Below are 23,697 nucleotides of genomic sequence, written 5' to 3' on the forward strand. Positions count from 1 at the left end.
ACCTCAGTAGAAGCGGCGGATGGCGTAGATGTCGAATTCGCTGAGTGGCGTCAGCACCACCCCGACACCGGCCGAGTGCGCGTTGAGCAGCTGCCCGCCGCCGGCGTAGATGCCCTCGTGGGACCCGTCGGCATTGACGATGACGATGTCGCCGGGCTGGATCGAACCGAGCGGTACCGCGCTGCCCGCCGTGGCCTGCTGCCAGGTGGTGCGCGGCAGCATGATGCCCACGTGCCGGAACGACCACACCGCCAGCCCGGAGCAGTCGTAGGTGAGGGGCCCGGTCGCGCCCCATTCGTACGGCTTGCCGACCTGGGTCTGGGCCAGGTTCAGCGCGATCACCGCCCGCGGGCTGGCGACGGGCAGCGTGGCCGAGCCGCTGGCGCTGCCGGAGGCCGAGCCGGAGCCCGAGCCCGAACTACTGCCGGAACTGCCGCTGATGTCGTCGGTGCCGGCGGCGGTCCCGGCGGCGATCGAGACGGCGATCAGGCCGGTCAACGTGGTGAGAAACAGTCGAACGATGCTGTTGCGCGATGGAGTTGTCGCCATGGCTCGCCCTTCGGTTCGGCGCACACCACCCCGACGGCGAGCGACCGGCGACTACTCAGCACACACGAAGTGCACGGGATGACCGCTTCCCCACGGGCATCTCATCCGGACAGCTTGCCTGGCAGTGCGGTTTTCTCAGCGTGGTCGAACGGACAGAACATCCAAGCTCAACGTGACATTTAAAGTTGCCGTGACATAGCTGTTTTACCGCAATTCACCTGAGCCCCACAAGAACTAATTCTTCCCCCGCGCCTCCCCCGCAGGTCGAAGGGCATGTCGACACGAAACCGCGCCGCGTTTCCCCGGTTGGCGCAGCGCCCGGAGTGGGACAAATGCTTCGACCACCTACGCAGCGGCGACGAACTCGTCATCACCCGGCTCTCGCGCCCGTTCCGGTCCGTGCGGCACATGACCGAACTCGCCGCCGACCTCGACGAACGCGGCATCGATCTGGTCGTGCTCAAGCAAGGCATCGACACCACCACCCCGGCCGGGCGATTCCTGTTCCACGTCATCGCCGCCATGGAGGGAATGACCGCCGACCTCATCAGCGAAGGCACCCTCGAAGGACGCGGCTGCAGCTAGCGCCGTGAAGTTGCGTAAGGGTCAGCGCCGCCAGTGCGTTTGTGACCCAGCTCGCTGAGGTTCCCCCGCCGAGCCGGAGAGCGGATTATCTGGTTCCGGCCAGAACCCGTTGATGGTAGCTGGCTTCGTACTCGTCGGGTGATCGCCAATCCAGCTTCTTCTGGATGCGCTGGGTGTTGTACCAGCCGTCGATGTAGGAGAACAAGGCGTTCTCCGCGTCTTCCCTTGTGCGCCAGGAGTTCCGGTACACCAGCTCGGTCTTCAGTGTGGAGAAGAAGTTCTCCATGAGCGCATTGTCGTAGCTGTCTCCGACCGACCCCATCGACTGGGCTATTCCGTTGTCGGCCAACCTGTTTGCGAACCGAATGGCTGTGTAGGTCGAGCCGCGATCGGAATGATGGACCAGTTGTCCGTCACGCACATCCCGCACCCACACCGCGTATTCCCGGGCCCCGAGTACCAGCTCGGTGTCGCAGCGGTCGGAGCATTTCCAGCCCACGATCCGGTTGGAGAACGCGTCCCGGACCGCCGCCAGCCAGAACACGCCCTCGCCGGTCGGGATCCGCGTCGCATCCGCCACCCGCAACCGGTCCGGGGTGTCCGCGGTGAAGTCACGGTTGACCAGATCCGGTGCCGGCGTGGCGCGGCGGTCCTGCCGCGTCGAGGGAATACGCCATTTTCTTACGCAGGAACGCGCCCTGCAGCCCCGCCCGCCGCATCAGCCGCTCGACTCGTTTGCGGCCGACCGCGATACCGCGGCGGCGCAGCATCGCGTGCACTCGCGGCGATCCGTAGGTGCCGCCGGAGCTGGTGTGGATATCGACGATCTCAGCCAGCAATTGTTCGTCGGCCAGCCGCCGCCGCGAGGGGTTCTTGGCCTGGGCCAGCCATCCATAGAACGTCGACGACGCGATGCCCAGCACCCGCAATACGAGCTCGACCGAGTGCTGCGGGTGATCTTTCACGAACCGCACGATCACCTCCGGGTCTGGCCGGGCTCCGACGCGAAATACGCACTCGCATCACGCAATACGGCGTTCACGCGTTCGAGTTCAGCGACCCGCTTGCGTAGTTGCTTGTTCTCTTCGGCCATGTCGGTCGTCGGCCGATCGCTACGCTCGCCGGCGTCCGCTTCGGCCTGGCGGATCCAGTTCCGCAGAGCCTCGTGATGCACCCCCAGCTGCGCGGCCAGCTTCCGGATCGTCGGCTTGGGATCCGCATCCCGATACAACCTGACCGCCCGAGCCCTCAACTCGTCCGGATACTTCTTCGGTGCTGCCACTGATGAACTCCTTCCGGCCCCTATCGGACCACGTCAGAGCTCTCCGTGAAAGCGGGGGAACCTCAGGCCTTCTCGACTGCCCAGGATTGCCCGGGGCATTGTCAAGCAAAGCACGTAAACCGTGTTTGCGGTCCACACTCTACCGACTTCAGTAATTCAGTACAGTTCCCGCCGGTTACTCCGGCGTAGACACCTCCGCCCAGCAACTTCGCTGGTAACCCGCTGTGACTGCCGGACATCAGCACGGCTGAGCCCGGCCCAGGGCGGGCACCACGAGGGTGTCGGTGGGCCGCAGGTACTTGAGGCAGCGCCACAGCTCCGCATGGACGGCGCCGGCGCTCGTGCTCGACCGTGACGCCCTCGATCCGATCGGCGGCGCCCGAGTCTCGACGACCGGGCAGCTGCTCAACCACCCGCCACGCGACTGAATGAGAAACGGCGTTCGGGACTTGTTGGACAGCAGGCGTTTTCAACACGTTTCTCCGACAGCTGCCCACCGGTGCCGACCAGGGCCTTCCCGCGAGCTGGCCCGGTGTCGAAAACGAACGATTTTCAGCATCCATTCGGGGGTGCGGCCGAGGCCACGATTGGCGGCCAGTCTTGCGGTTCGACGTTGTCTGGTTTTTGGGTGGTGTCCTCGTCCCAGTCGAACGTTGGCGCCGGCGGCCCCCACTGCTTCGGGCTGTCGAACGAGATGATCTCGTTCCGAAACCGTCCCTCCGGAAAGAAGCACCACCGGCGAACGTCACGCCCCGGAACATGGCGGCGCCGATGAACGTCGCGTCCGTGAATCCGGCGGCGCCGGTGAACCTCGCGCCCGAGAACCCGGCGGCACCAGAGAACGTCGCGTTCACGAATATGGTGGTGCCGGTGAATGTCGCATCCTCGAACCTGGTGGCGCCGGAGAAGGTCGCGTCCCCAAAGTCGGCGTCTTCGAGGTGCGCGGTCCGGAAGTCGAAGTCGCTTGTGGACCAGCTGTTCTCGGCAGTCGGCCGCAGGTGGTCAGCGATAGCGCGAACGATCGTTTGCCGGACCTCCCGATCGTTCTGCCGGTACTCGAAATGGTCTTCGTTCTCACCCGAACCGCCTCGCCCGCGGCGCTTCCGTACACGCTTGGTCTGATGATTGACGCCCAGCTCAGGCGTGTACGGCAGCCGGAGGTAGCCGCACAGGACGTTGATGCACTGCTGGCGGCGTAGTCCGTCAGATTCGTCGGCGACGCCGGACATCGCGTAGACCCCGGCGATCCGGATCGCGACATCGGTCGCGCCGAGTTGCGCGGCCGCGGCACCAAAGCGCTCGACGAACCGGCCTTGCTCAAGGTCGCGTTGGCGCCGGTAGGCGATCACCAGCGCGACCACGCCGCCGACGCCAGCTACGACGGTCAGCGCCACCTTGACGACGTCGATCCGCGCGGCCTCGTTCTTGGTGGCCGGGGTGATCCATAGCAGTACCGCGTACGCGATGGCCGCCACGACACCACCGACGACGAGTGCGCTGGCGACCGCGGGAAACAATCGGGCCCGACAAGCACGTTGTCCGAGTGCTGCTCGTCCGTCCTTGGTCAGCTGCTTGCGCAGCGTAGCTCCCGCTGTACGTGCCTGGGCGCCAACGGCGCTCACCCTCCCGAGCATCGCTCGATTGTGCTCGGAACGGCACGATCAGGCGCGGTATTCGATGTCGGAAATCGATCAATTTCTCGACACTCACTCGGCGGATGGTGCGGTGCCGGCGAGGCCACGGCTGGCGGCCAGTCTTGCGGTTCGACGTTGACTGGCTTCTGGTCACGGTCGCCGCCATCTGCCCCCACCTCTCCGCCCTCCCCGGATATCGGGGCCCCTTCGTGTATCGCGCGCCGGGGCCGCTGCTGGGCCGAGATGGTCGGGATTCGTAATCCTTTGCGATCAGTGGATCCCGGACAGGAACGAGGCGACGTCGGCGGCGATCCGCTCTGGATACTCGCCGTTGATGGCGTGTGAGGCGTCGTCGTAAACGAGGACGGTGCCGTGGGGAAGCACGTGGCGGGCGTGGTCGGCGGCTTCGGCGCTGTCGTGCATGACCGACTTGCCGGCCATGATCGCGAGGAACGGCATCGCCAGACCGCGTAGTTGGGCATCGTCGAAGGTGGTCGGCGTGGGCAGGACGAGGTGATAGTGCTGCATTCCGGACTCGATCAGATCGGCGACCGGCACCTGTTCGACCGGGGCGCCGCCCGCGGTCCAGCTGTTGAAATCGTCGCGCCAGCTCTTCGGGAACCAGGACACCGAGGCCGGAAGCGAGCGAAGCACCGCCTGCCACGACATCCGTGCAAACGTCATGACGGGATCCAGTGCGACGACACCACTGATCCGATCCGGTTGCCGGATCGCGAGATTGGTCGCCGTCCATCCGCCGATCGAAACCCCGACGAGTACGATCTTGGCCGCCGGAAGTTGCTCGATGGCCTGGTGCAGCCAGGCCGCCTGATCGGCGTCGTTTTCGATGGGCCGACTCTGCACGCTCGCCCCCGGCTCGCCGAGCAGATCCACCAGATAGACGGTGCGAAGTTTCCGCAGCGACGGCAGGTTGTCGGCCCACATCGGCGCGGCGGCCGAGCGTCCGGGCAGCAGGAGCAGCGGAGGCTGCTCGGGGTTCGCGCCGTCGAAACGATACACGCGAACCACGCCGTATTCGGTGCGCAGATCCAGCGACGCACTTGGCGGGGGTAGCTGCTCCATGGCTCGGTGATAGGTACGGAAATACTCGTCGTATCCGTCCGCCGAGGTGAAGTGGCCGACTGGCGAGTTGTCGCGGACGGCCAGCCAGCCGACCGTCACGGCGCCGAGCACCACCACCACGCCGATGATGATGCGACGACGGGAAAGACGTTTGCGGCGCGGCGGCGTTTGGTCATCGACCGAGTTCGTTTCGTCATCGACCGAGATTTCGGACATCGCACTCCCTCGATCACTCGGGCGGCGGCGCTATCATCCCGCCGTCGCGTGCGTTCCCGACCGGGGCCGGTGGCGCATCCGACGCCATGTGTGCACGCTACTGCCGTCCAAGTGCGCGCACGTCACTCTCCGCGGGTAGTTCTCGATGATGAGTACGGCCACCGATGTCATCCGCTCGTCCGATTTGCCGACGCGCGGTACCCCGCGATACTCCGGAGTTCCCCACGGACCACGCCACGGAATGCCCACGGATCGACCAGCGCCTTCGCGGCCGCCAACCTCCGGCGCGGAGGGGGTGTTTCGCAACCGCAGACACCGTGCGGAAACGGCCGTTCTGGGTGGTGGTGAACTCCGGCGAATGGGTGAACCCGGCAGCCAGCCAGACGGCTCAGTACGGTAGGGACGTTTCGACTCCACGAACTCGGTGGGCGACTTCTAGGGTCGCGTAGATCTGTGCCTGTGCCTGGAGCGCCCGCACCCGGGACAACACTGCTGTCTGCCGGTCGTCGTCGGCAAGGGTCGGATCCTCAAGCACCGTATCCAACAATTCCGCTGCGGCGGCCGCCCACTGCTGGGCGGACTCACCGGGCTTCTCCATCTGCGTGGTCACAAGGTCGACGGTAAGCGGCGCCTACGACACCATCGGGATGTCGACGAATCGATCGGTTCTCAACACCCGAACCCCGACCACCACGGCGGATTGACCTAGATCGGATCGGGCAACCTTCCACCCAACCTCCGCCAGTGATCGATCAACTCTTGCGCGGCCGGCTTAGCGAGTTCGTCCTCCAACTCGCTGCGGACTTCCTCGATTTTCGTGGCCAGGGATGCTGCTACTCGCTCGTCTAATTTGCGGGACTTTCGCTTCCAGCCCGGTGCGAGCATCTGTCAATGTGAGGGGCTCAGGTGATGCTTGACCGAATGTCGTCAGCTGATGCTTGACCGATCCTCGGGCGTGGCGCCTTTGCCGGTGACGTAGAAACGGGTGATCGGCTTGGTGGTCCGGCGCGGCCGGACTGCTAGTTCTTCCTCACCGTGAAGGACTCGTAGGTGGGTGTCCTCGATGACGACGGTGACCAGCTTGCCGCGGTTGCGGGGCCCGAGTTTGATCCGTTGCCCGGCGACGAGGATGCGTCCGGACTCGTGAACTCGGCGTTGGGCGCGGAGGGATCCCGCGGGTCGCGGTGCCGGAGGCAGTGGTGCGGTGACGGTGCTGGCGCCGCGGACACGGCCGAGCTGGTCTCGGCTGATCGGGCAGGGCCAGGTACCGATCAGCGCGCCGTCGGCGATGGCGTGCATGAGATGCCCGTCGAGGCGGAGGGTGACATGTCGTCCGGCCCAGGCGAACCTGACGACGTGGTGGTGCCCAGCGATCTGAGTAGCGCCATCGCGATCGACCACGCGCCGGACCTCGATCGCTTCTCCCGGAGGAATCACGATGGCGCCGTTGGCCTTCCGAAAGGCCGGCTTTGCGGGCGGCGGGCCGGCCGGGCGTGCTCCGCGCATGGTCAGGACTGCGAGGTGTTCGGGCAGCAGCCGGGAGGAGACAGTGCGGATCAAATGTCCGTCGAGGCTGATGTGGATGCTGCGGCAGTCGGCCCAGATCGTGACGACGCGGCCGGTGTAGTGGCGCAGGCTGACAGACTGCCGCCCTGGAGCCAGGGTTGACTTCTCCGCCGGCGGGAACGCGGACCTCCCATTCGATCGCGGTCTCGGCGGCGGGAGTCGGTGGTTCGATCACTTCCACGATCGTCGTTATTGGCGAAGAGGTTTCGCCGGCAGCGGTGGTGTCGGGGACGTCGAGCCGGGTGGGCCCGTTGGGCCGGAACAGAGTCGCAGGGGTGGCCATGTCGAGGGCCTGATGCGGTCGGTGATGGTTGTAGCCAGCGATCCAGCCGTCGACCGCGGCTTGGGCAGCGGTCAGCGATTCGAACGGTGAGACGTGGTCGAGGAATTCCTCGCGCAGGGTCTTGTGGAACCGCTCGATCTTTCCGGTCGTGGTCGGTGACCGCGGTTTCGTGCGGCGTTGGGTGATGCCGTTCTCGCGGCAGATCCTCTCGAACAGCACCTCGACCGGCTGCGGTTTGATCCGGGCACCGGTGAACTGGGCACCGTTGTCGGTGAGCACTTCCGAGGGCACTCCGTAACGGCGCATGGCCGCGGTGAATGCCTCACAGACCGCCCGCCCGGACGGCGCCGTGAGCACCGCGGCGACCACCACAAACCGGGAATGATCGTCGATACCGGTCAGCACCTTGCACTCGCGCCCGTCCGCCAGCGGCACCCCGCCGACGAGGTCGAGCTGCCACAGGTGCATCGGCGTCTGCCGCTGCCACCGTCGATACCGCCGTTTATGCTGCTGGACTTGCTGATTCACCATCCCGTTGCGGGTCAAGATCCCGTGCACCGTCGCCCGCGAGGGGACCTTCGCCACCTGTTGCCGGGCGAGTTCGTGGCTGATCCGCCGGGCGCCCCAGCGGGGGTTCTCCCGGCGCATCCGGCAGATCAATGCCTCGGTATCGGCGTCGATGCGCGATGGACTGTGGTGCGGCCGATGCGATCGGTCGGTCAGTCCGGGCTTGCCCTCGTCCTGAAACCGCTTGCGCCACTTATGCAGCGACTGCCGGGTGGTGCCGTATCGGGCGGCGACTTCCCCGATCGGTGCGCCACCGAGCACCTCGCACACCGCTCGATACCGGTACTCGACCAACGCCTGCTGGTCCACACTCACCCGCTCGCCTCGACGAAAGATCGAACGGAACGAGACCATCGATCACACCGAAAGGTCAAGCGTCACTTGATGACAAATGGTGAATCATAACCTGAGCCACCACAGCGACAGCATCTCCATGAGATCTTCGCTCGGAAGGTCCTGAGTTTTCACGGGTTTGATCTTGAGCAGGTCTCCCAGCCGCGTAAAGGAGACAAGATCGGTAGCTCGCAAGACGATCCCCGTGCTGCAGGGCAGGCCCTGACGTAGCGCAAGTCGAACGACTGTGGGGTAGAACTCAAGTTCCTCTGTTGGTCGCCAGTCCAGCACGCTGAGATCAGCTCCCCGTGCTCCAGCACGGTATCTATGATGCGGCTTGGGAGGTCGATCCAGGACGTGGTCTCGGTGGGTCTGATCAGGTAGAGCATTGGTTTCGCCCCTTCTGTTGACCTGGTGTCATCCAGAACGCTGTAAAGATCAATAGCGCCGACGGCGCGATATGTGACTGGAGTTGCTCACACGGCGTCGAGTTCCCGGTGCCGGGTCTCGGGCAGGGCCGCGATCGACCCCAGCGAGATCGCGGCCATGGCGGCCATGAACCATCCGACCGCGACCGTGCCGCGCGTTTCCCCCAACTGGGCGACGATCAGCGGCGCGGCACCGCCACCCAGCACGCCGCCGAGGTTGTAGGCGATACCGGCCCCGGTGTACCGCACGTCGGTGCCGAACAGCTCCGGCAGGAACGCGCCCAGCGGTCCCCACACGATCCCCATGCACAGCAGCGCCCCGGACAGGCCCACCACGATCAGCACCGGGTTCTCGGTATTCAGCAACGGGAACAGCACGGGACTCCACACCAGGCCGAACGCGGCCCCGCCCAGCATCAGCACGCGGCGGCCGACCAGGTCGGACCAGCGGGCGACGATGAACGTCGCGGCGCCCAGCACGACCACCGCGATCAGGGTCAGCCCCAGCATCGTATTGCGCGGCACCCCCAGGGTTTTCGTCGTGTAGGTGAGGCAGTACGTGGACGCCGTGTAGAACATCACGTACACCACCACGATGCTGCCCGCGCCGAGCAGTAGTTCCCGCGGGTAGCGCCGCAGTACCGCCGCGATCGGCACCCGGGCGGCATGCCGGGTGGCCACGAAATTCGCGAATGCCGGGGTCTCGGCCACCCGCAGCCGGATCCGCAGCCCGACCGCCACCAATACGAACGACAGCAGGAACGGTATCCGCCAGCCCCAGCCGTCGAACGCGTCTTTCGGCAGTCCTTCCGACAGCGCCCAGAACACCGCGGTCGCCACGAAATACCCCACGGGCGAGCCCATTTGCGGCGCCGCCGCGAACAGCCCGCGCCGATCCCGGGGCGCGTGCTCGGTGGACAGCAGTGCCGCGCCGCCCCATTCGCCGCCCAGGCCGATGCCCTGCAGGACCCGCAGCAGCACCAGCAGGACGGGCGCGGCCACTCCCAGCGTCGCGTAGCCCGGGAGCACGCCGATGAACGCCGTGGACAGGCCCGTCAGCAGCAGTGACACCACGAGGGTGGCCTTGCGGCCGATGCGGTCACCGAAGTGGCCGAAGACGATCGCGCCCAGGGGACGCGCGACGAAACCGATGGCGAAGGTGGCCAGCGACGCCAGCGTGCCCGCCACCGACGACAGTGTCGGGAAGAACAGTTTGTTGAGCACCAGCGCGGCCGCGGTGCCGTAGATGTAGTAGTCGTAGAACTCGATCGCAGTGCCGATGAAGCTGGCGGTCACGATGGTGCGGCCCGGGCTGCTCGCGGGGCGGCCGGACAGGGTGGTGGGTGCGGGGTCGGTCACTGCGGTCCTCATCGTGCGGTGCGGATCGCGGTGATGGTACGCGACCTCGTCAGGTCGTCGTCGCGGCCGAGCGGAGGAAGAACATCAGATTCGCCGGGCGTTCGGCGAGCCTGCGGACGAAATAGCCGTACCACTGGTCTCCGAAGGGGACGTAGACGCGCAGGTGCTGGCCGAGGTCGATCAGCCGGGCCTGTTCGGCGGGGCGGATGCCGTACAGCATCTGGTATTCGAGGTCGTCACGGTCGCGCCCGGCGGCGGTCGCGAGCAGGGCGGCCGCCTCGATCATCGCCGGGTCGTGGGTGGCGATCATCGGATAGCCCTTGCCCGCCGAGAGGATGCGCAGACAGTCCAGATACGCCGCGTCCACTTCGCGCCTGTGCCGGAAGGACACCGCTTCCGACTCGCTGTAGGCGCCCTTGCACAGCCGGATCCGCGCGCCCTCGTCCGCGAGAGCCCGGCAGTCGCCGGCCGTGCGCCGCAGGTACGCCTGCAGCACGGTGCCGACGGTCTCCGGGTGCTCGCGGCGCAGTTCGCGCACGATGTCCAGCCGCGACCCGGTGGTCGCGTGGTCCTCGGCGTCGACGGTCATCCAGATGCCCGCGGCCGCGGCGGCGCGCGCCAGGACGCGGGCATTGCGCAGCGCGGTCTCGTACCCGCCGGTGGGCAGGGCCAGGCCCAGCGCGGACAGTTTCACCGACACCTCGAGCGGGCGCGGTCCCGACGCCGAGCCGATCGGCAGTGCGGCCAGCGCCGCGATCAGCCCGAGATACTCCCGCACGACCCGGTCGGCCCGCGCCGGGTCGGTGGTGTCCTCGCCGAGGTAGTCGACGGTGACGAACCTCTTGCCGCGCAACAACTCCCGCACTGCGGACAGCGCCGCCTCCCGCGTCTCCCCCGCCACGAAGCGATCGATGATGCGGCCGGTGGCGGGTAGCCGGGTGAGTCCGCGTTCGACCCGGCGGGAGCGGGCCGCCGCCAGCAACGCCGGGCGCAAGGGATTGGACAGTGCGGACGCGTTCATCGTGCCTCCACGGGCATCCCGGCGCCCGTACTCACGACCGCTCCGAATCCGGTGCCTGATGGGGGTATTCGTGCGTGGCGGGCGAGACGAACGTCTCCTTCATCGACCGCGGGGAGACCCAGCGCAGCAGGTTCAGCGGCGAACCGGCCTTGTCGTTGGTACCCGAGGCGCGGGCCCCGCCGAACGGCTGCTGGCCGACCACCGCGCCGGTGGGCTTGTCGTTGATGTAGAAGTTGCCCGCCGCGAAACGTAGTGCCTCGCTTGCCTTCTCGATGGCGGCACGGTCACGCGCGATGACGGCGCCGGTCAGCGCGTAGGCGGCGCCGACGTCGACCAGGCGGAGCGCCTCGTCGAACGCACCGGGGCGGGAATCGTCGTACACGTGCACCGACAGGATCGGCCCGAAGTACTCGGTGCGGAACATCTCGTCGGTGGGATCGTCACCGAGCAGCAGCGTGGGGTCGACGAAGTATCCGACGGCGTCGTCGTAGGAGCCTCCCGCCGCGACCGTCACGCCCGGCGTCGCCTTGGCCCGCTCGATCGCGGCGGCATTGCGGTCGAAGGCGCGCCGATCTATCACCGCCCCACCGAAATTCACGAAGTCGGTGACATCGCCGTACGACAGCGACTCGATCCGCCCGATCAGCTCGTCCCCGACGCGATGCCACATCGACCGCGGGACGAACGCGCGCGACGCCGCCGAGCACTTCTGGCCCTGATACTCGTACGCGCCGCGAATCAGCGCCGTCATCAGCGTCTCCGGGTCGGCCGAGGGATGGGCGAGCACGAAATCCTTACCCCCGGTCTCCCCGACCAGCCGCGGATAGCCGCGGTAGCGATCGATATGCGCGCCCACCTCCCGCCACAGGTGCTGGAAGGTGCGGGTGGAGCCGGTGAAGTGGATACCGGCCAGCCGCGGATCGACCAGCGCCACCTCCGACACCTCCGGGCCGTGCCCGTGCACCAGATTGATCACCCCCGGCGGCAGACCGGCGGCCTCCAGCAGCCGCATGGTGTGATACGCGGCGAGGGCCTGGGTCGGCGAGGGCTTCCACACCACCGTGTTGCCCATGAGAGCCGGTGCGGTGGGCAGGTTTCCGGCGATCGCGCTGAAGTTGAACGGGGTGATCGCGTAGACGAACCCCTCCAGCGGCCGATAGTCGCTGCGGTTCCACACACCCGGCCCGGATTCCGGCTGACCGGCCAGCAGCTGTCGCGCGAAGTGGACGTTGAAGCGCCAGAAGTCGACCAGTTCGCAGGGCGCGTCGATCTCGGCCTGATACGGCGACTTGGACTGGCCCAGCATCGTCGCGGCGGCGATGGTCTCGCGCCACGGCCCGGCCAGCAGGTCCGCGGCGCGCAGGAATACCGCCGCGCGCTGGTCGAAAGGCAGTGCGCGCCAATCGGAAGCGGCGCGCACGGCGGCCTCGACGGCGTCGCGGGCGTCGGCCGGTTCGGCGACACCGAAGCTGCCGAGCACCGACCGGTGCGCGTGGGGCTGCACGACGTCGACGCGGGCGCCGCCGCCGGTGCGGTGCTCGCCGTCGATCACGTGGCAGATCTCTGTCGGGGTGTCGGCCAGCTCGCGCAGTGCGGCCCGCAGCCGGGCGCGTTCCGGGGTGCCGGGCGCGTAGGAGTTGACGGGCTCGTTGGACGGCGCGGGGACCGTGGTGATCGCGTCCATGCCGGAAATAAACCGCATCCGCTCCGGCAGCGGATTGGTCGATCGGACGAATTGCGCCGGATACTTTCGTCCGATTGAATGAGGAATGTGACCCACGCCATACCACTGTCGGATGTGCTGTCCGCGCTCACCAGCTCCGTCGCCACGCTGGTGGACGCGCCCGGGGGCGAGGACGTGGTGGTCGATTCCGTGGCGTTCATGGACATCGACGACCTGGCCGTGGACATGCCGCCGGGCCGAGCGCTGCCGGAGGTGTACCTGCAGGTCGGCGTGGGCGACGACGACGCCACGCGCTGGGTGCGCGACCTGGGCGCGCGGTGCCCGGCCGAGCACCGGCCGCGGGTGGTGTTCTCCAAGAGCGCGTCGGAGCGGTTGCGCGCGGCCGCGCACGAGTCCGGGATAGCTCTGGTCGAGGTGCATCCCCATGCGCGCTGGGAGATGGTGCACGCGCTGATCGAGCGGATCACCGGGCACGGGCCGCGTACGTCGGTCGAAGCCGTGCCCGCGCTCGACACCGACCTGTTCGGGCTGGCGCAGTCGGTGGCCGAGTCGACCCGGGGGCTGGTGACCATCGAGGACGACCAGTCCCGGGTGCTCGCGTACTCGGCCGACAGCACCGCCTCCGCCGACGCCGTGCGCCGGCTGTCGGTGCTGGGGCGGCAGGGTCCGGCCGGGTACCTGCACTGGCTGCAGCGCGAGGGCGTGTTCGACCGCCTGCGCAACACCGGTGACCCCGTGGAGGTTCCGGCCCAGCCGGAATGGGAGACGCGGCGGCGCTTGGCGATCGGGATCCGCGAGCCCGGCCACGCCGGGCCGCGCGCACCGGCCGTACTCGGCACGATCTGGGTGCAGGAGGCCACCGAGCCACTGCGCGCGGACAGTGACCGGGTGCTGCGCGGAGCGGCTTCCATTGCGGCACGGGTGATCTGGCGCACCCGCCACGCCCCCACCACCGACGCGCTGCTGATCCAGCGGCTGCTCGGCGCGCACGGCGGCGACATCGACCTCGCCGCCTTCGCCGAGACGTTCGCCATGGCGGCCGACGGGCAGGCCGCGGTGGTCGGGTTCGCCCCGCACAGTTCCGCGGACGCCGCGGCCGCGGCGCTACATCGCGGCACGGTCACACTTCGCTTGCACGCCAGCGCCTTCCGGCAGGACTGCGTGACCACCCGGATCGGCGATCGGCTGTACGTGCTGTTCCCCGAGCACCGGTCGGTGGACCGGGTGACCTCGTGGACCCGGCAGGTCATCGAGCAGCTCGCCGAGGGGTCCGGACTGACGCTGCGGGCGGCCATCGCGGCCCCCGTCGCCGGGCTCGCCGACGCCGCGCGGGCCCGCGCCGAGGTGGACCGCGTGCTCGACCGCACCGCGAACCTGCCTGCGGCCGAACCGGTCACGACGCTGGCGCGGTCCCGCACCACCGTGCTGCTCGCGGAGATCCTGACCCTGATCGCCGACCGCCCGCAGCTGCGCGACCCGCGCCTGGACACCCTGGTCGACTACGACACCGCCTACTCCGCCGACCTGCGCGCCAGCCTCGACACCTACCTCACCCACCGCGGCGACGTCCGCGCCGCCGCGGCCGAACTACGCATCCACCCCAACACGCTCCGTTACCGCATCCGACGCGCCACCCAGCTCATGGGCATCGACCTCGCCTCCGCCCCCGACCGTCTCCTGCTGGAGATCCAGCTGGCGGTCCACCGGCACGAGCGGGCGGGCTGACGACATCGGCAGCACGCCCAGCCCGGATCTCATGCCTTGGTGATCGAAACCCGCACGCCCCCAGCCACTTCGGCGGCGTCCGGGCCCGGGTCACCGAAGGTGAGGGTGCTGGCGAGGACCTCACCGGCGATCAGGTCGCGGTGGGTCTCGGCCCACTGCTTGTGCGCGGCGGGGACGTCGAGGACCAGGGTGATGCGGTCGGAGACGTCCAGGCCCAGGGACTTGCGGGTCTCCTGGAGATCGCGGATGAGGTCGCGGGCCCAGCCCTCGGCCTCCAGTTCCTCGGTGACCTCCGAGTTCAGCACCACCAGACCGGCGTTGCCGGGCAGGGCGGCGGTGGACTCCGGCTCGGCGGCCACCAGGCGCTGGGTGTACTCCTCGGGCAGCAGCTCTACCCCGGCGGCGCTGACGACACCCGCCGGGCTCTCCGTCCACTCCCCGGCCTTGACCGCCTTGATCACCGTCTGCACGGTCTTACCCAGCCGCGGCCCGGCCGCCCGCGCGTTGACGACCAGCTCGAACCGGCCGTGCGCGGCGACGTCGGTGGTCAGATCGACCCGCTTGACGTTCACCTCGTCGGCGACCAGGTCCGTGAACGGCGCGAGCCGATCGGCGTCCGGCGCGGCGATGGTGAGTTCCGACAGCGGCAGCCGCACCCGCAGGTGCTGGGCCTTGCGCAGGCTCAGCGCGGTCGAGCACACCGCGCGCACCTCGTCCATCGCCGACACCAGCTCCGGATCCTTCGGCAGCTCCGTCGCAGCGGGCCAGTCGGTCAGGTGCACCGAACGGCCACCGGTGAGCCCGCGCCAGATCACCTCGGTGAGCAGCGGCAGCAGCGGCGCGGCCAGCCGGGTGGTCACCTCCAGCACCGTGTGCAGGGTGTCGATGGCGTCGCGGTCCTCGTCCCAGAACCGCGAACGCGACCGGCGCACATACCAATTTGTGAGCGCGTCGGCGAAGGTGCGCAGTTCGTCGCAGGCGCCGGCGATGTCGTAGACCTCGAGCGCCTCGGTCATCACCTCGCGCGCCGCGGCCAGCTTGGCCAGGATGTAGCGATCCAGCACATGCGGCGAATCCGTGCGCCACACACCGGGTTTCGACGCGTACAGCTGCAGGAACGTCCACGCGTTCCACAGTGGCCGCAGCGCGTGGCTCACGCCCTCGCGGATGCCGCGCTCGGTGACGATGAGGTTTCCGCCGCGCAGCACCGGGGACGCCATGAGGAACCAGCGCATGGCGTCGGAGCCGTCGCGGTCGAACACCTCGTTGACATCCGGGTAGTTGCCCTTCGACTTCGACATCTTCAGCCCGTCGTCGCCGAGCACGATGCCGTGCGCCACCACGGATTTGAACGCCGGGCGGTCGAACAGGGCCGTGGACAGCACGTGCAGGTTGTAGAACCAGCCGCGGGTCTGCCCGTTGTACTCGACGATGAAATCGCCGGGGCTGTGCGCCTTCTCGTCGTGCGTGCCCTCGAACCACTCCTTGTTCTCGAACGGGTAGTGCACCTGCGCGTAGGGCATCGACCCGGACTCGAACCAGCAGTCGAGCACCTCGGGAACCCGCCGCATCATCGACTTGCCGGTCGGGTCATCGGGATTCGGCCGCACCAGCTCGTCGATCGCGGGCCGGTGCAGATCCTTCGGCCGCACGCCGAAGTCGCGCTCGAGCTGATCCAGCGAGCCGTACACGTCGATGCGCGGATACTCCGGATCATCGGACACCCACACCGGGATCGGCGCGCCCCAGTAGCGGTTTCGACTGATGTTCCAGTCCCGCGCGTTCTCCAGCCACTTGCCGAACTGGCCGTCGCGGATGTGCTCGGGCACCCAGGTGATCTGCTGGTTCAACTCCACCATCCGGTCGCGGAACTTGGTCACCGCGACGAACCAGGACGGCACCGCCATGTAGATCAGCGGCCGGCCGGAGCGCCAGCTGTGCGGGTAGGAGTGCTCGATCGTCTCGTGCCGCAACAGCTTTCCGGCAGATTTGAGGTCCTTGATGATGACCGGGTTGGCGTCGAAGATCATCAGGCCCTCGTACGGCGGCACCATCGAGGTGAACTTGCCGCCCGGGTCCAGCGGCTGCACGACCTCGATGCCGTTGGCCGCGCAGACCTCCATGTCCTCCTCACCGAACGCCGGGGCGAGGTGCACGACGCCGGTACCGGAGTCGGTGGTCACGTAGTCGGCCTCGAGCACGCGGTGCGCGTTGGGATGACCGAGGAAGAAGTCGAACGGCGGCCGGTAGCGCAGCCCCACCAGCGCCGCGCCGGAATGCTCCGAGCGCACGCGCGGCTGCTCGCCCAGTTCGCGGGCGTAGTGCGAAACCCGTTCCGCGGCCAGCAGGTACCGCTTGCCGTCGCCGCCCTCGACGTGCACGTAGGTGATGTCGGGGTGGACGGCGACCGCCAGGTTGGACGGCAGCGTCCACGGCGTGGTGGTCCAGATCAGCGCGTTCGCGCCGTCCAGTTCGTGCAGGGGATGGTCGGCGGGCACGGTCAGCGTCATCTCCACCGTGACGGCCGGGTCCTGCCGCATCCGATAGGCGTCGTCCAGGCGCGCCTCCTGGTTCGACAGCGGAGTCTGCTCGTACCAGCTGTAGGGCAGCACCCGGAAGCCCTGATACACCAGCCCCTTGTCGTAGAGCGACTTGAACGCCCACATGACCGACTCCATGAAGTCGGGGTCGAGGGTCTTGTAGTCGTTGTCGAAGTCGACCCAGCGGGCCTGACGGGTCACATACGCGCGCCACTCGTTGGTGTAACGCAGCACAGACGATTTGCACGCGGCATTGAATTCCGCGAGTCCCATCTCATCGATCTGTGATTTGTCCGTGATACCGAGCTGCTTCTCCGCTTCGATTTCCGCGGGCAGCCCGTGCGTGTCCCAGCCGAAGCGCCGCTCGACCTTCTTGCCGCGCATGGTCTGAAAGCGCGGGATCAAATCCTTCACGTATCCGGTGAGCAGATGGCCGTAATGCGGCAACCCGTTGGCGAACGGCGGCCCGTCGTAGAAGACGAACTCCGGTGCGCCCGAACGGTTCTCGATGCTGGCGCGGAATGTGTCGTCGGCGGCCCAGTAGTCGAGCACGCGCTGCTCCAGGTCGGGGAACGACACCTGGCCGCCGGAGCCGAGAGCGGCGCGCGGATAGGCGGACGCGGGGGCGGCGTTGCTGGGGGATGTCTGATCCGACATGTCGGGCAGCGGTCTCCTCGTGCCGACGCGCCCGTGGGGCGCGTAACCGGTGGGCACGGGGACGATTCCGGCGCCGGTGCGCCGAGACCGCGGTACCACCCCGCTTGTCCGGGCGCCGCGCCGTCGTGCGGCTCGGGCCCCGACCTCTCGTCGTGAGCTGTGACGGGCTCACCCGTTCGGTTCTACTGGGCGCCGGGACCAGGCCCGATGCCGTTCTTCCGAAGGCTCCCCGGTGATCGCCGGATCAGTGCCGATGTTCAGGTTTGATTGTAGCCAGCGTGGGCAATGTTATTTCCGGGCCCCACCGGCGTGGCCCATCCCCCCATGCTCACCGCTTGGCATGCCGGCCGGGACGCGAGGACTGATCGTCGTCGTCGGAGTCGCGCATCGACAGCGCACTCACCAGTAGCAGCACCGCGCCGATGACGCACACCACGATGCACCCCCAGGCCCAGATCACCGATCCGGTGGTCAGCGCCGTCACCAGCAGGGCGAATCCGATGGCGGCCAGGACGAGCGTCAGGACGAGCATGGTCACCCCCTACGCGGGCCAGGTGGCTCGAGACCACACGACAAGCGCGGCGCGCCGAACCCGGCACAGCCGCGGAGCCGGCGGAGATCCGAACGGACGAAACTACTTGCCGCCCTGGGCGAACGACGCGGGGGCGTGGTTGTTGGCGCCGTCGAAGGTGTCGCCGCCGTCCACCGGCACCGCCGAGCCACGGTTCTCCAGCTCCTCGAGCTGCGACTCCAGGTAGGACTTCAGCCGCACCCGGTACTCGCGCTCGAAGGTCTTCAACTGCTCGATCCGGCTCTCCAGCACGCTGCGCTGCTGGGTGATCGTCGCCATGATCTCGGTGTGCTTGCGCTCGGCGTCGGCCTGCAGGGCGTCGGCCTTCTCCTTGGCCTGGCGCAGCTGGTTGTCCGAGCGGGTCTGCGCGTCGGACAGCATGGACTCCGCCTTCTGGCGGGCCTCGGCGATCATGCCCTCGGAGCGGGTACGCGCATCGCTGACGAGTCGCTCCGAATTTGCCCGCGCGTTCGACAGCAGGTTCTCGGCCTCGGTCTTGGCGTCGCTGGTGAGCCGGTCGGCCATTTCCTGGGCCAGGCTCAGCACCTTCGCGGCCTGTAGGTTCGCGTCCGCGGCGTCCTTCGGCGCGGCGGGCGGGGCGGCCTGCACGACCGGCGCCGGCGGCGGCACGGGGACCGGTTTGGGCGGTTCGGGCTGCGGCGGAGCGGGTTTCACGGCCTGCGGCGCCGGGCGCGGCGCCTTCTTGGCCTCGGCCAGCTCGGAATCCAGCTCGGCAACCCGCTGGCGCAGGTCCGCGTTCTCCTCGATGAGGCGTGAGAGCTCCTGCTCGACCAGGTCGAGGAAGGCGTCGACTTCGTCCTCGTTGTAGCCGCGCTTCCCGATCGGCGGTTTGCTGAACGCGACGTTGTGCACATCGGCTGGGGTCAGCGGCATGGAAGGATCCCTTCACGCTTCGTACGGAGATCTAGCGGTAGATCTGGCAAGCTATTGTTCTCGGCCCATTCTGTCACACCCGGGGGACCGGCTACGCGAGACTACTCGTGACCGACATCAAGATGAACACGATGAAAAGCAGCACCATAATCGACAGATCGAGGCGAATTCCCCCCAGGTTCACCGGCGGTATCAAGCGCCTCAGGAGTTTCACCGGTGGGTCGGTGATCGTGAAGATCACCTCCAGGACGACGGCAACCACGCCACGCGGATGCCAGTCCCGCGCGAAGTTGCGGATGAACTCGACGATCACTCGGCTGATCAACAACAGCCAGAAGAGGAACAGGAGTACATACAGCACCTGGAACAAGGCCACGTGACCACTTTGCCTCAGAATCGGTGTCCTGCAAACTCCCCGCGCCGTCGGACCGCGGCCACAGTCCCCCGATCGCGGCGTGTCGACCGGGGGCGCGGCCGCGGCGCGACTCCCCCGCGGCGAGGCTATTTCTGGTTGTAGAAGCCGGTTTCGGCGATCCGGCGGCGCTCCTCGGCCGATACGTCGACGTCGGCCGGTGAGAGCAGGAACACCTTGGTCGCTACCTTGTCGAAGGAGCCGCGCAGCGCGAACGCCAGACCGGCGGCGAAGTCGACCAGGCGACGGGCGTCGGCGTTGCTCATCTCGACCAGGTCCATGATCACCGGCGTGCCGTCGCGGAACCGCTCACCGATGATGGCGGCCTCGGCGTAGGTCCGCGGGCGCAGCGTCGTGATCTTGGACAAGGGGCCTCCGTCCTCGAACACCGGCGCGCGGCGCGGTGCCGGCTCGAAACGGGCCTGTTCCTCCAGTCGGCGCTCCTCCATCCGGCGCTCGACCTCCGGATCGACCGCCAGCGCGCCGTGCGTGGTGCCGCGCACCATCGGCGTGCCGCCGCCGAGGCGGTCCATTCCCCGCCCGCGGCCGGACGGGCCGGCGTCGATACGGGTGGGGCGGCGCGGGGGCTCGTAGCGGTCGTCGGCGTAGGAGTCCTCGACGTAGTCGTCGCGGCGGGCGACGGTGTAGCCGGGGCGGTACGGCGCCTTGTACGACGGTTCCGGGTAGCCGGGCTCGTCGTCGTAGCGGTCGTCGCCGAACCGGGAACGGCCGCTGTCGTAACGGGATTCGCCGAAGTCGCGCGGGCGGCGCTGGCTACGGTCCTCGATGCCCCGGGGACCGCGGTCGTCGACGTAGTCGTCTTCGTATTCCTCGAGCGGAACCATGCCGAAGTACGCCTTGAACCGGTGCAGCGTGCTCATGCCTCCACCTCGCTTGCGCTCGCCTCCGGCACGAGCACGCTCGTGGCTGCGTCGATGCTTCGCTCGCTGCGCTCACTCACGGCTCCCACCTCGCTCACACTCGACCCCAGCACGAGCACGCTCGTGGCTGCGCTGACATCTCGCTCGCTGCGCTCGCTCATCCTGGTCGACCTTCCTACGGCACCCGGTTGGCGTGGGGTGTTGAAGTCCTGCTCAGTTCTCGTCAGTCCCCAGCATAATGTTTCGAATGTGACTGATGAGGTTTGTTTGCTATCCCGAGGTTATCGGTCGGGTGCCCATCAAGGCGGTACCGACACGCACGCACGTGGAACCGTGTCGGATTGCGATCTCCAGGTCACCGGACATGCCGGCGGACAGTTCGCCGGCCTCGGGATGGTCGGCGCGCAGCCGGGCATGCAGTTCGGCGAGGCGGGCGAACGCGGGCTCGGGATCGGCGTCCAGGGGCGGAATCGCCATCAATCCGGCCAATCGGAGGTGTTCCGTCTGGGTCACCTGTTCGGCCAGGCGCGGCAGGTCGTCGGGGGCGACACCGCCGCGGGTCGGATCGCTGTCCAGGCTGACCTGGAGCAGGACTCGCAGCGGGGTGTCGCGCAGCCCGGCCGCGCGGGCCGCGGCCGTCCCGGTGTCCAGTGCGGCGACGAGCCGTTCGCTGTCCACCGAGTGCACGGCGTAGGCCCAGCGTGCGACGGATTTCGCCTTGTTGCGCTGCAGGCGGCCGATCATGTGCCAGCGCACGCCCGAAAGTCGTTGCAGCTCGGCCGTCTTCGCCGCCGCCTCCTGCTCGCGTGACTCGCCGAATTCGCGTCTGCCCAGGGCATACAGGTGCTCGATATCCGAGGCGGGGAAGAATTTCGTCACCGGAAGCAACGTGGTCTCGGCGGGGTCCCGTCCCGCCGCCCGGCTCGCAGATTCGATCCGGGCCGTCAGCTCGGCCAGGGCCCTGGACAGTTCGGTGGCCCGGACGGATGCCGTGGCGGCGGTGCCGGATTCGGTCGTCATAGAGCTGCTCCCTCGAATGCGAAACGGATCACGAATGCGCCGGGCGTGTCGGAATTTCACCTGCCCCCGAAAGAAGGGGCAGAACTATTCCGGAGAACTCGCGGTCTCCATCCAGATGACGCCCGCGATGCGGCCGGTGGGCGCGCCGCGGCGGTGGCTGAACAGTGCCGGGTCCTCGATGGTGCAGCGCGGGTCGACGGCGACGGCGCCGACACCGGCCTCCTCGAGCTGGCGGCGGATGCCCGCGCGCAGATCGAGGCCGGGGGTGCCCTTGGCGGTGGTGGTGGCGCTGCCGGGCAGGTGGGCCGCCACGTCGTCGCGCATGGCGGCCGGGACCTCGTACTGCCGCCCGCTCGCCGCCGGGCCCAGGAATGCCCCGACGCGTTCGGGTTTCGCGCCCGCGGCGACCATGACCTCCAGCACCCTGGGCACGATGCCGATGCGCGCGCCCACCCGGCCGGCGTGCACGGCCGCGATCACCCCGGCCTCGTCGTCGGAAAGCAGGATCGGCACGCAGTCCGCGGTCAGCACCACCAGCGCCAGGCCCGGGACCGTGGTCACCAGCGCGTCGGTCACCGGCACCGGTTCCGGGCGGGGGCCGTCCACGACCTCGACGTTGCGCCCGTGCACCTGCTCCATCCAGACCAGCCGCTCCGGCGCCAGGCCGATACCCTCGGCCAGACGTATCCTGTTGCGCCGCACCGCCTCCGGATCGTCCCCGACATGGTCGCCGAGATTGAACGAGTCGTAGGGTGCCCGCGAGAAGCCCCCGGCGCGTGTGGTGGTCACCCGCCGGGTCCGGACCGAAACAGTCGTCATACCCCCGAGGTTAGTGGTCTCGTCGCGGCAACCCTGCCGGGGACGCGGAGACGACAGCACCCGCTCCGGCGCGCGGAGCGGGTGCTGGGGTGGGTTGGGTCAGCGGCGCATGAACGACGGCACGTCCACGTCGTCGTCGGTGTCCTCGTCCGGGGGCTGGATGTGGGTGCGGGAGTTGTGGGCGACGGTCGGGTCGCTCGCCGGGCGGGGCTCGTAGGACGGTGCGGGGCCGCGCTGCACGGGCGCGGCGGCCGGGGTCGATTCCGTCGACCGGGTGGATCCGAAGTCGGTGCCGCGCGTCGTGGTCTGGCCGATCTCGCCCGCGCGTGCCGAGCCGATGGTGGAACGGCCCGAGGAGTCGATGCGCCGAGCCGGGGTGCCGCCGTCGAATCCGGCGGCGATGACCGTCACCCGTACCTCGTCGCCGAGCGAATCGTCGATCACCGTACCGAAGATGATGTTGGCCTCGATGTGCGCCGCCTCCTGCACCAGCGACGCCGCCTCGTTGATCTCGAACAGGCCCAGGTCCGACCCGCCCGCGATCGACAGCAGCACACCGTGCGCACCGTCCATCGACGCCTCCAGCAGCGGCGAATTGATCGCCGCCTCGGCGGCCTTCACCGAACGGCCCTCGCCGCGCGCGGAGCCGATGCCCATCAACGCCGAACCGGCGCCGGACATGACGCTCTTGACGTCGGCGAAGTCGACGTTGATCAGGCCGGGGGTGGTGATCAGGTCGGTGATGCCCTGGACACCGTTGAGCAGCACCTCGTCGGCGGAGCGGAAGGCGTCCATCAGGCTCACCGCCGCGTCGCCGAGTTGCAGCAGCCGGTCGTTGGGGATCACGATCAGCGTGTCGCAGGATTCGCGCAGCGCCTGTATCCCGGCCTCCGCCTGGTTGCTGCGGCGCTTGCCCTCGAACGAGAACGGGCGGGTCACCACGCCGATAGTCAGCGCGCCCAGCTTGCGGGCGATGCTCGCGACCACGGGAGCGCCGCCGGTGCCGGTGCCACCGCCCTCGCCCGCGGTCACGAAGACCATGTCGGCGCCCTTGAGCACCTCTTCGATCTCGTCCTTGTGGTCCTCGGCGGCCCTGCGGCCGACCTCCGGATCCGCACCGGCGCCCAGACCGCGGGTGAGCTCCCGGCCGACGTCCAGCTTGACGTCCGCGTCACTCATCAGCAGCGCCTGCGCGTCCGTGTTGACCGCGATGAACTCGACTCCCTTGAGTCCCTGTTCGATCATCCGGTTGACGGCATTCACGCCGCCGCCGCCGATACCGACGACCTTGATCACTGCAAGGTAGTTGTGCGGGGGCGTCATGGGCTCTCGCCTTCCTTCGATCTAAAGCCTGTCGTTTTCGGATTCTCGGCAGAACGCCGACCGTTCGGTAGGAGCAAACCCGGGCTTTCGACCGGGCAAACCCTAAACCTCAACAATAGGGTTAGCGTTATGTCAAGTATCCGACTGCTGCGGAACGCTATTCGCACCCGCCGCAATCCGCGCGCAGGCGCGCCGAAACGAGCGTGAGAATCTTGTGTGATCCGTCTCGTCCGAGCCCGCCCCGCATCGTATCGCGAACGGCCGC

At 68.2% G+C, this 23,697-nt stretch carries 22 protein-coding genes and 1 pseudogene; 2 read left to right on the forward strand and 21 right to left on the reverse strand.

Annotated elements, in window-relative coordinates:
* Positions 1-3: 3 nt before the first annotated feature.
* Positions 4-549, reverse strand: coding sequence for a C40 family peptidase (locus tag NWFMUON74_RS23620; RefSeq protein WP_187683988.1), 546 nt, complete (start codon positions 547-549; stop codon positions 4-6).
* A 273-nt stretch (positions 550-822) separates the two neighbouring features.
* Between NWFMUON74_RS23620 and NWFMUON74_RS23625 the strand changes: the two genes are divergently transcribed.
* The gene (locus NWFMUON74_RS23625) at positions 823-1,134 is read left to right on the forward strand and encodes a recombinase family protein (RefSeq protein ID WP_187683989.1); all 312 of its coding nucleotides are present in this window, start codon (positions 823-825) and stop codon (positions 1,132-1,134) included.
* A gap of 85 nt (positions 1,135-1,219) precedes the next feature.
* Here the strand turns inward: NWFMUON74_RS23625 and NWFMUON74_RS23630 are convergent, their stop codons facing one another.
* The 11 genes and pseudogenes from NWFMUON74_RS23630 to pruA all read right to left on the reverse strand — a co-directional run bounded on the left by NWFMUON74_RS23630 (position 1,220) and on the right by pruA (position 12,590).
* Positions 1,220-1,804 (reverse strand): IS3 family transposase, encoded by a 585-nt coding sequence (locus NWFMUON74_RS23630; protein ID WP_187689379.1) that lies wholly within the window; start codon positions 1,802-1,804, stop codon positions 1,220-1,222.
* Positions 1,746-2,108 carry an IS3 family transposase gene (locus tag NWFMUON74_RS23635; RefSeq protein ID WP_187683990.1) on the reverse strand — a complete coding sequence of 121 codons (363 nt, stop codon included), beginning with the start codon at positions 2,106-2,108 and terminating at the stop codon, positions 1,746-1,748. Before NWFMUON74_RS23635 ends, NWFMUON74_RS23630 begins: the two co-directional genes overlap by 59 nt.
* 2 nt (positions 2,109-2,110) lie before the next feature.
* Positions 2,111-2,416, reverse strand: coding sequence for a transposase (locus tag NWFMUON74_RS23640; RefSeq protein WP_187683280.1), 306 nt, complete (start codon positions 2,414-2,416; stop codon positions 2,111-2,113).
* 101 nt (positions 2,417-2,517) lie between these two features.
* Entirely contained in the window at positions 2,518-4,038 is a 1,521-nt protein-coding gene (locus tag NWFMUON74_RS23645) for a pentapeptide repeat-containing protein (protein ID WP_187683991.1), read from the reverse strand.
* 282 nt (positions 4,039-4,320) lie between these two features.
* On the reverse strand, positions 4,321-5,349 hold the full coding sequence (locus tag NWFMUON74_RS23650; protein WP_187683992.1) for an alpha/beta fold hydrolase: 1,029 nt from the start codon (positions 5,347-5,349) through the stop codon (positions 4,321-4,323).
* A gap of 388 nt (positions 5,350-5,737) precedes the next feature.
* On the reverse strand, positions 5,738-5,959 hold the full coding sequence (locus tag NWFMUON74_RS23655; RefSeq protein WP_187683993.1) for a hypothetical protein: 222 nt from the start codon (positions 5,957-5,959) through the stop codon (positions 5,738-5,740).
* A 317-nt stretch (positions 5,960-6,276) separates the two neighbouring features.
* Positions 6,277-6,750 carry a hypothetical protein gene (locus tag NWFMUON74_RS36290; RefSeq protein WP_232111285.1) on the reverse strand — a complete coding sequence of 158 codons (474 nt, stop codon included), beginning with the start codon at positions 6,748-6,750 and terminating at the stop codon, positions 6,277-6,279.
* 487 nt (positions 6,751-7,237) lie between these two features.
* Positions 7,238-8,119, reverse strand: a pseudogene (locus NWFMUON74_RS36295) (IS481 family transposase); the annotation flags it as partial.
* 455 nt (positions 8,120-8,574) lie between these two features.
* Positions 8,575-9,885 (reverse strand): MFS transporter, encoded by a 1,311-nt coding sequence (locus NWFMUON74_RS23665; RefSeq protein WP_232110553.1) that lies wholly within the window; start codon positions 9,883-9,885, stop codon positions 8,575-8,577.
* Between the two features lie 49 nt (positions 9,886-9,934).
* Positions 9,935-10,906: a proline dehydrogenase family protein gene (locus NWFMUON74_RS23670; protein WP_187683995.1), complete on the reverse strand. Its 972-nt coding sequence runs from the start codon at positions 10,904-10,906 to the stop codon at positions 9,935-9,937.
* A gap of 31 nt (positions 10,907-10,937) precedes the next feature.
* Complete coding sequence (gene pruA / locus NWFMUON74_RS23675) at positions 10,938-12,590, reverse strand: L-glutamate gamma-semialdehyde dehydrogenase (protein WP_187683996.1); 1,653 nt, start codon at positions 12,588-12,590, stop codon at positions 10,938-10,940.
* Positions 12,591-12,668: 78 nt separating this feature from the next.
* On the opposite strand from pruA, the gene NWFMUON74_RS23680 reads away from it, so the two are divergent.
* Positions 12,669-14,315, forward strand: coding sequence for a PucR family transcriptional regulator (locus NWFMUON74_RS23680; RefSeq protein ID WP_187683997.1), 1,647 nt, complete (start codon positions 12,669-12,671; stop codon positions 14,313-14,315).
* A gap of 29 nt (positions 14,316-14,344) precedes the next feature.
* Here the strand turns inward: NWFMUON74_RS23680 and ileS are convergent, their stop codons facing one another.
* The 9 genes from ileS to ftsZ form a co-directional block, all read right to left on the reverse strand.
* Positions 14,345-17,512, reverse strand: a complete 3,168-nt coding sequence (ileS, locus tag NWFMUON74_RS23685; RefSeq protein ID WP_187683998.1) for an isoleucine--tRNA ligase — start codon at positions 17,510-17,512, stop codon at positions 14,345-14,347.
* Between the two features lie 328 nt (positions 17,513-17,840).
* Positions 17,841-18,044, reverse strand: coding sequence for a hypothetical protein (locus tag NWFMUON74_RS23690; RefSeq protein ID WP_187683999.1), 204 nt, complete (start codon positions 18,042-18,044; stop codon positions 17,841-17,843).
* A 102-nt stretch (positions 18,045-18,146) separates the two neighbouring features.
* A complete protein-coding gene (wag31, locus tag NWFMUON74_RS23695) occupies positions 18,147-18,977 on the reverse strand; it encodes a DivIVA-like cell division protein Wag31 (RefSeq protein WP_187684000.1) in 831 nt (276 codons plus the stop codon).
* 91 nt (positions 18,978-19,068) lie between these two features.
* Positions 19,069-19,353: a YggT family protein gene (locus NWFMUON74_RS23700; protein ID WP_187684001.1), complete on the reverse strand. Its 285-nt coding sequence runs from the start codon at positions 19,351-19,353 to the stop codon at positions 19,069-19,071.
* Positions 19,354-19,478: 125 nt separating this feature from the next.
* Positions 19,479-20,270, reverse strand: a complete 792-nt coding sequence (locus NWFMUON74_RS23705) for a cell division protein SepF (protein ID WP_187684002.1) — start codon at positions 20,268-20,270, stop codon at positions 19,479-19,481.
* Positions 20,267-20,431, reverse strand: a complete 165-nt coding sequence (locus NWFMUON74_RS23710) for a hypothetical protein (RefSeq protein WP_187684003.1) — start codon at positions 20,429-20,431, stop codon at positions 20,267-20,269. Before NWFMUON74_RS23710 ends, NWFMUON74_RS23705 begins: the two co-directional genes overlap by 4 nt.
* Positions 20,432-20,540: 109 nt before the next feature.
* On the reverse strand, positions 20,541-21,290 hold the full coding sequence (locus NWFMUON74_RS23715) for a YggS family pyridoxal phosphate-dependent enzyme (RefSeq protein ID WP_187684004.1): 750 nt from the start codon (positions 21,288-21,290) through the stop codon (positions 20,541-20,543).
* A gap of 84 nt (positions 21,291-21,374) precedes the next feature.
* Positions 21,375-22,109, reverse strand: coding sequence for a peptidoglycan editing factor PgeF (gene pgeF / locus NWFMUON74_RS23720; RefSeq protein ID WP_187684005.1), 735 nt, complete (start codon positions 22,107-22,109; stop codon positions 21,375-21,377).
* 99 nt (positions 22,110-22,208) lie between these two features.
* The gene (gene ftsZ, locus NWFMUON74_RS23725; RefSeq protein WP_187684006.1) at positions 22,209-23,432 is read right to left on the reverse strand and encodes a cell division protein FtsZ; all 1,224 of its coding nucleotides are present in this window, start codon (positions 23,430-23,432) and stop codon (positions 22,209-22,211) included.
* Between the last annotated feature and the right edge of the window lie 265 nt (positions 23,433-23,697).

This window comes from Nocardia wallacei (genome assembly GCF_014466955.1).
In the GTDB taxonomy this organism is placed as follows: Bacteria; Actinomycetota; Actinomycetes; order Mycobacteriales; family Mycobacteriaceae; genus Nocardia; species Nocardia wallacei.

Bases quoted from the DNA above. Each gene is read 5' to 3' on its own strand.
- NWFMUON74_RS23620 (WP_187683988.1), bottom strand. From the start codon at position 549: ATGGCGACAACTCCATCGCGCAACAGCATCGTTCGACTGTTTCTCACC.
- NWFMUON74_RS23625 (WP_187683989.1), top strand. From the start codon at position 823: ATGTCGACACGAAACCGCGCCGCGTTTCCCCGGTTGGCGCAGCGCCCG.
- NWFMUON74_RS23650 (WP_187683992.1), bottom strand. From the start codon at position 5,349: ATGTCCGAAATCTCGGTCGATGACGAAACGAACTCGGTCGATGACCAA.
- NWFMUON74_RS23670 (WP_187683995.1), bottom strand. From the start codon at position 10,906: ATGAACGCGTCCGCACTGTCCAATCCCTTGCGCCCGGCGTTGCTGGCG.
- pruA (WP_187683996.1), bottom strand. From the start codon at position 12,590: ATGGACGCGATCACCACGGTCCCCGCGCCGTCCAACGAGCCCGTCAAC.
- NWFMUON74_RS23680 (WP_187683997.1), top strand. From the start codon at position 12,669: ATGAGGAATGTGACCCACGCCATACCACTGTCGGATGTGCTGTCCGCG.
- ileS (WP_187683998.1), bottom strand. From the start codon at position 17,512: ATGTCGGATCAGACATCCCCCAGCAACGCCGCCCCCGCGTCCGCCTAT.
- NWFMUON74_RS23690 (WP_187683999.1), bottom strand. From the start codon at position 18,044: ATGCTCGTCCTGACGCTCGTCCTGGCCGCCATCGGATTCGCCCTGCTG.
- wag31 (WP_187684000.1), bottom strand. From the start codon at position 18,977: ATGCCGCTGACCCCAGCCGATGTGCACAACGTCGCGTTCAGCAAACCG.
- NWFMUON74_RS23705 (WP_187684002.1), bottom strand. From the start codon at position 20,270: ATGAGCACGCTGCACCGGTTCAAGGCGTACTTCGGCATGGTTCCGCTC.
- NWFMUON74_RS23710 (WP_187684003.1), bottom strand. From the start codon at position 20,431: ATGAGCGAGCGCAGCGAGCGAGATGTCAGCGCAGCCACGAGCGTGCTC.
- NWFMUON74_RS23715 (WP_187684004.1), bottom strand. From the start codon at position 21,290: ATGACGACCGAATCCGGCACCGCCGCCACGGCATCCGTCCGGGCCACC.
- pgeF (WP_187684005.1), bottom strand. From the start codon at position 22,109: ATGACGACTGTTTCGGTCCGGACCCGGCGGGTGACCACCACACGCGCC.
- ftsZ (WP_187684006.1), bottom strand. From the start codon at position 23,432: ATGACGCCCCCGCACAACTACCTTGCAGTGATCAAGGTCGTCGGTATC.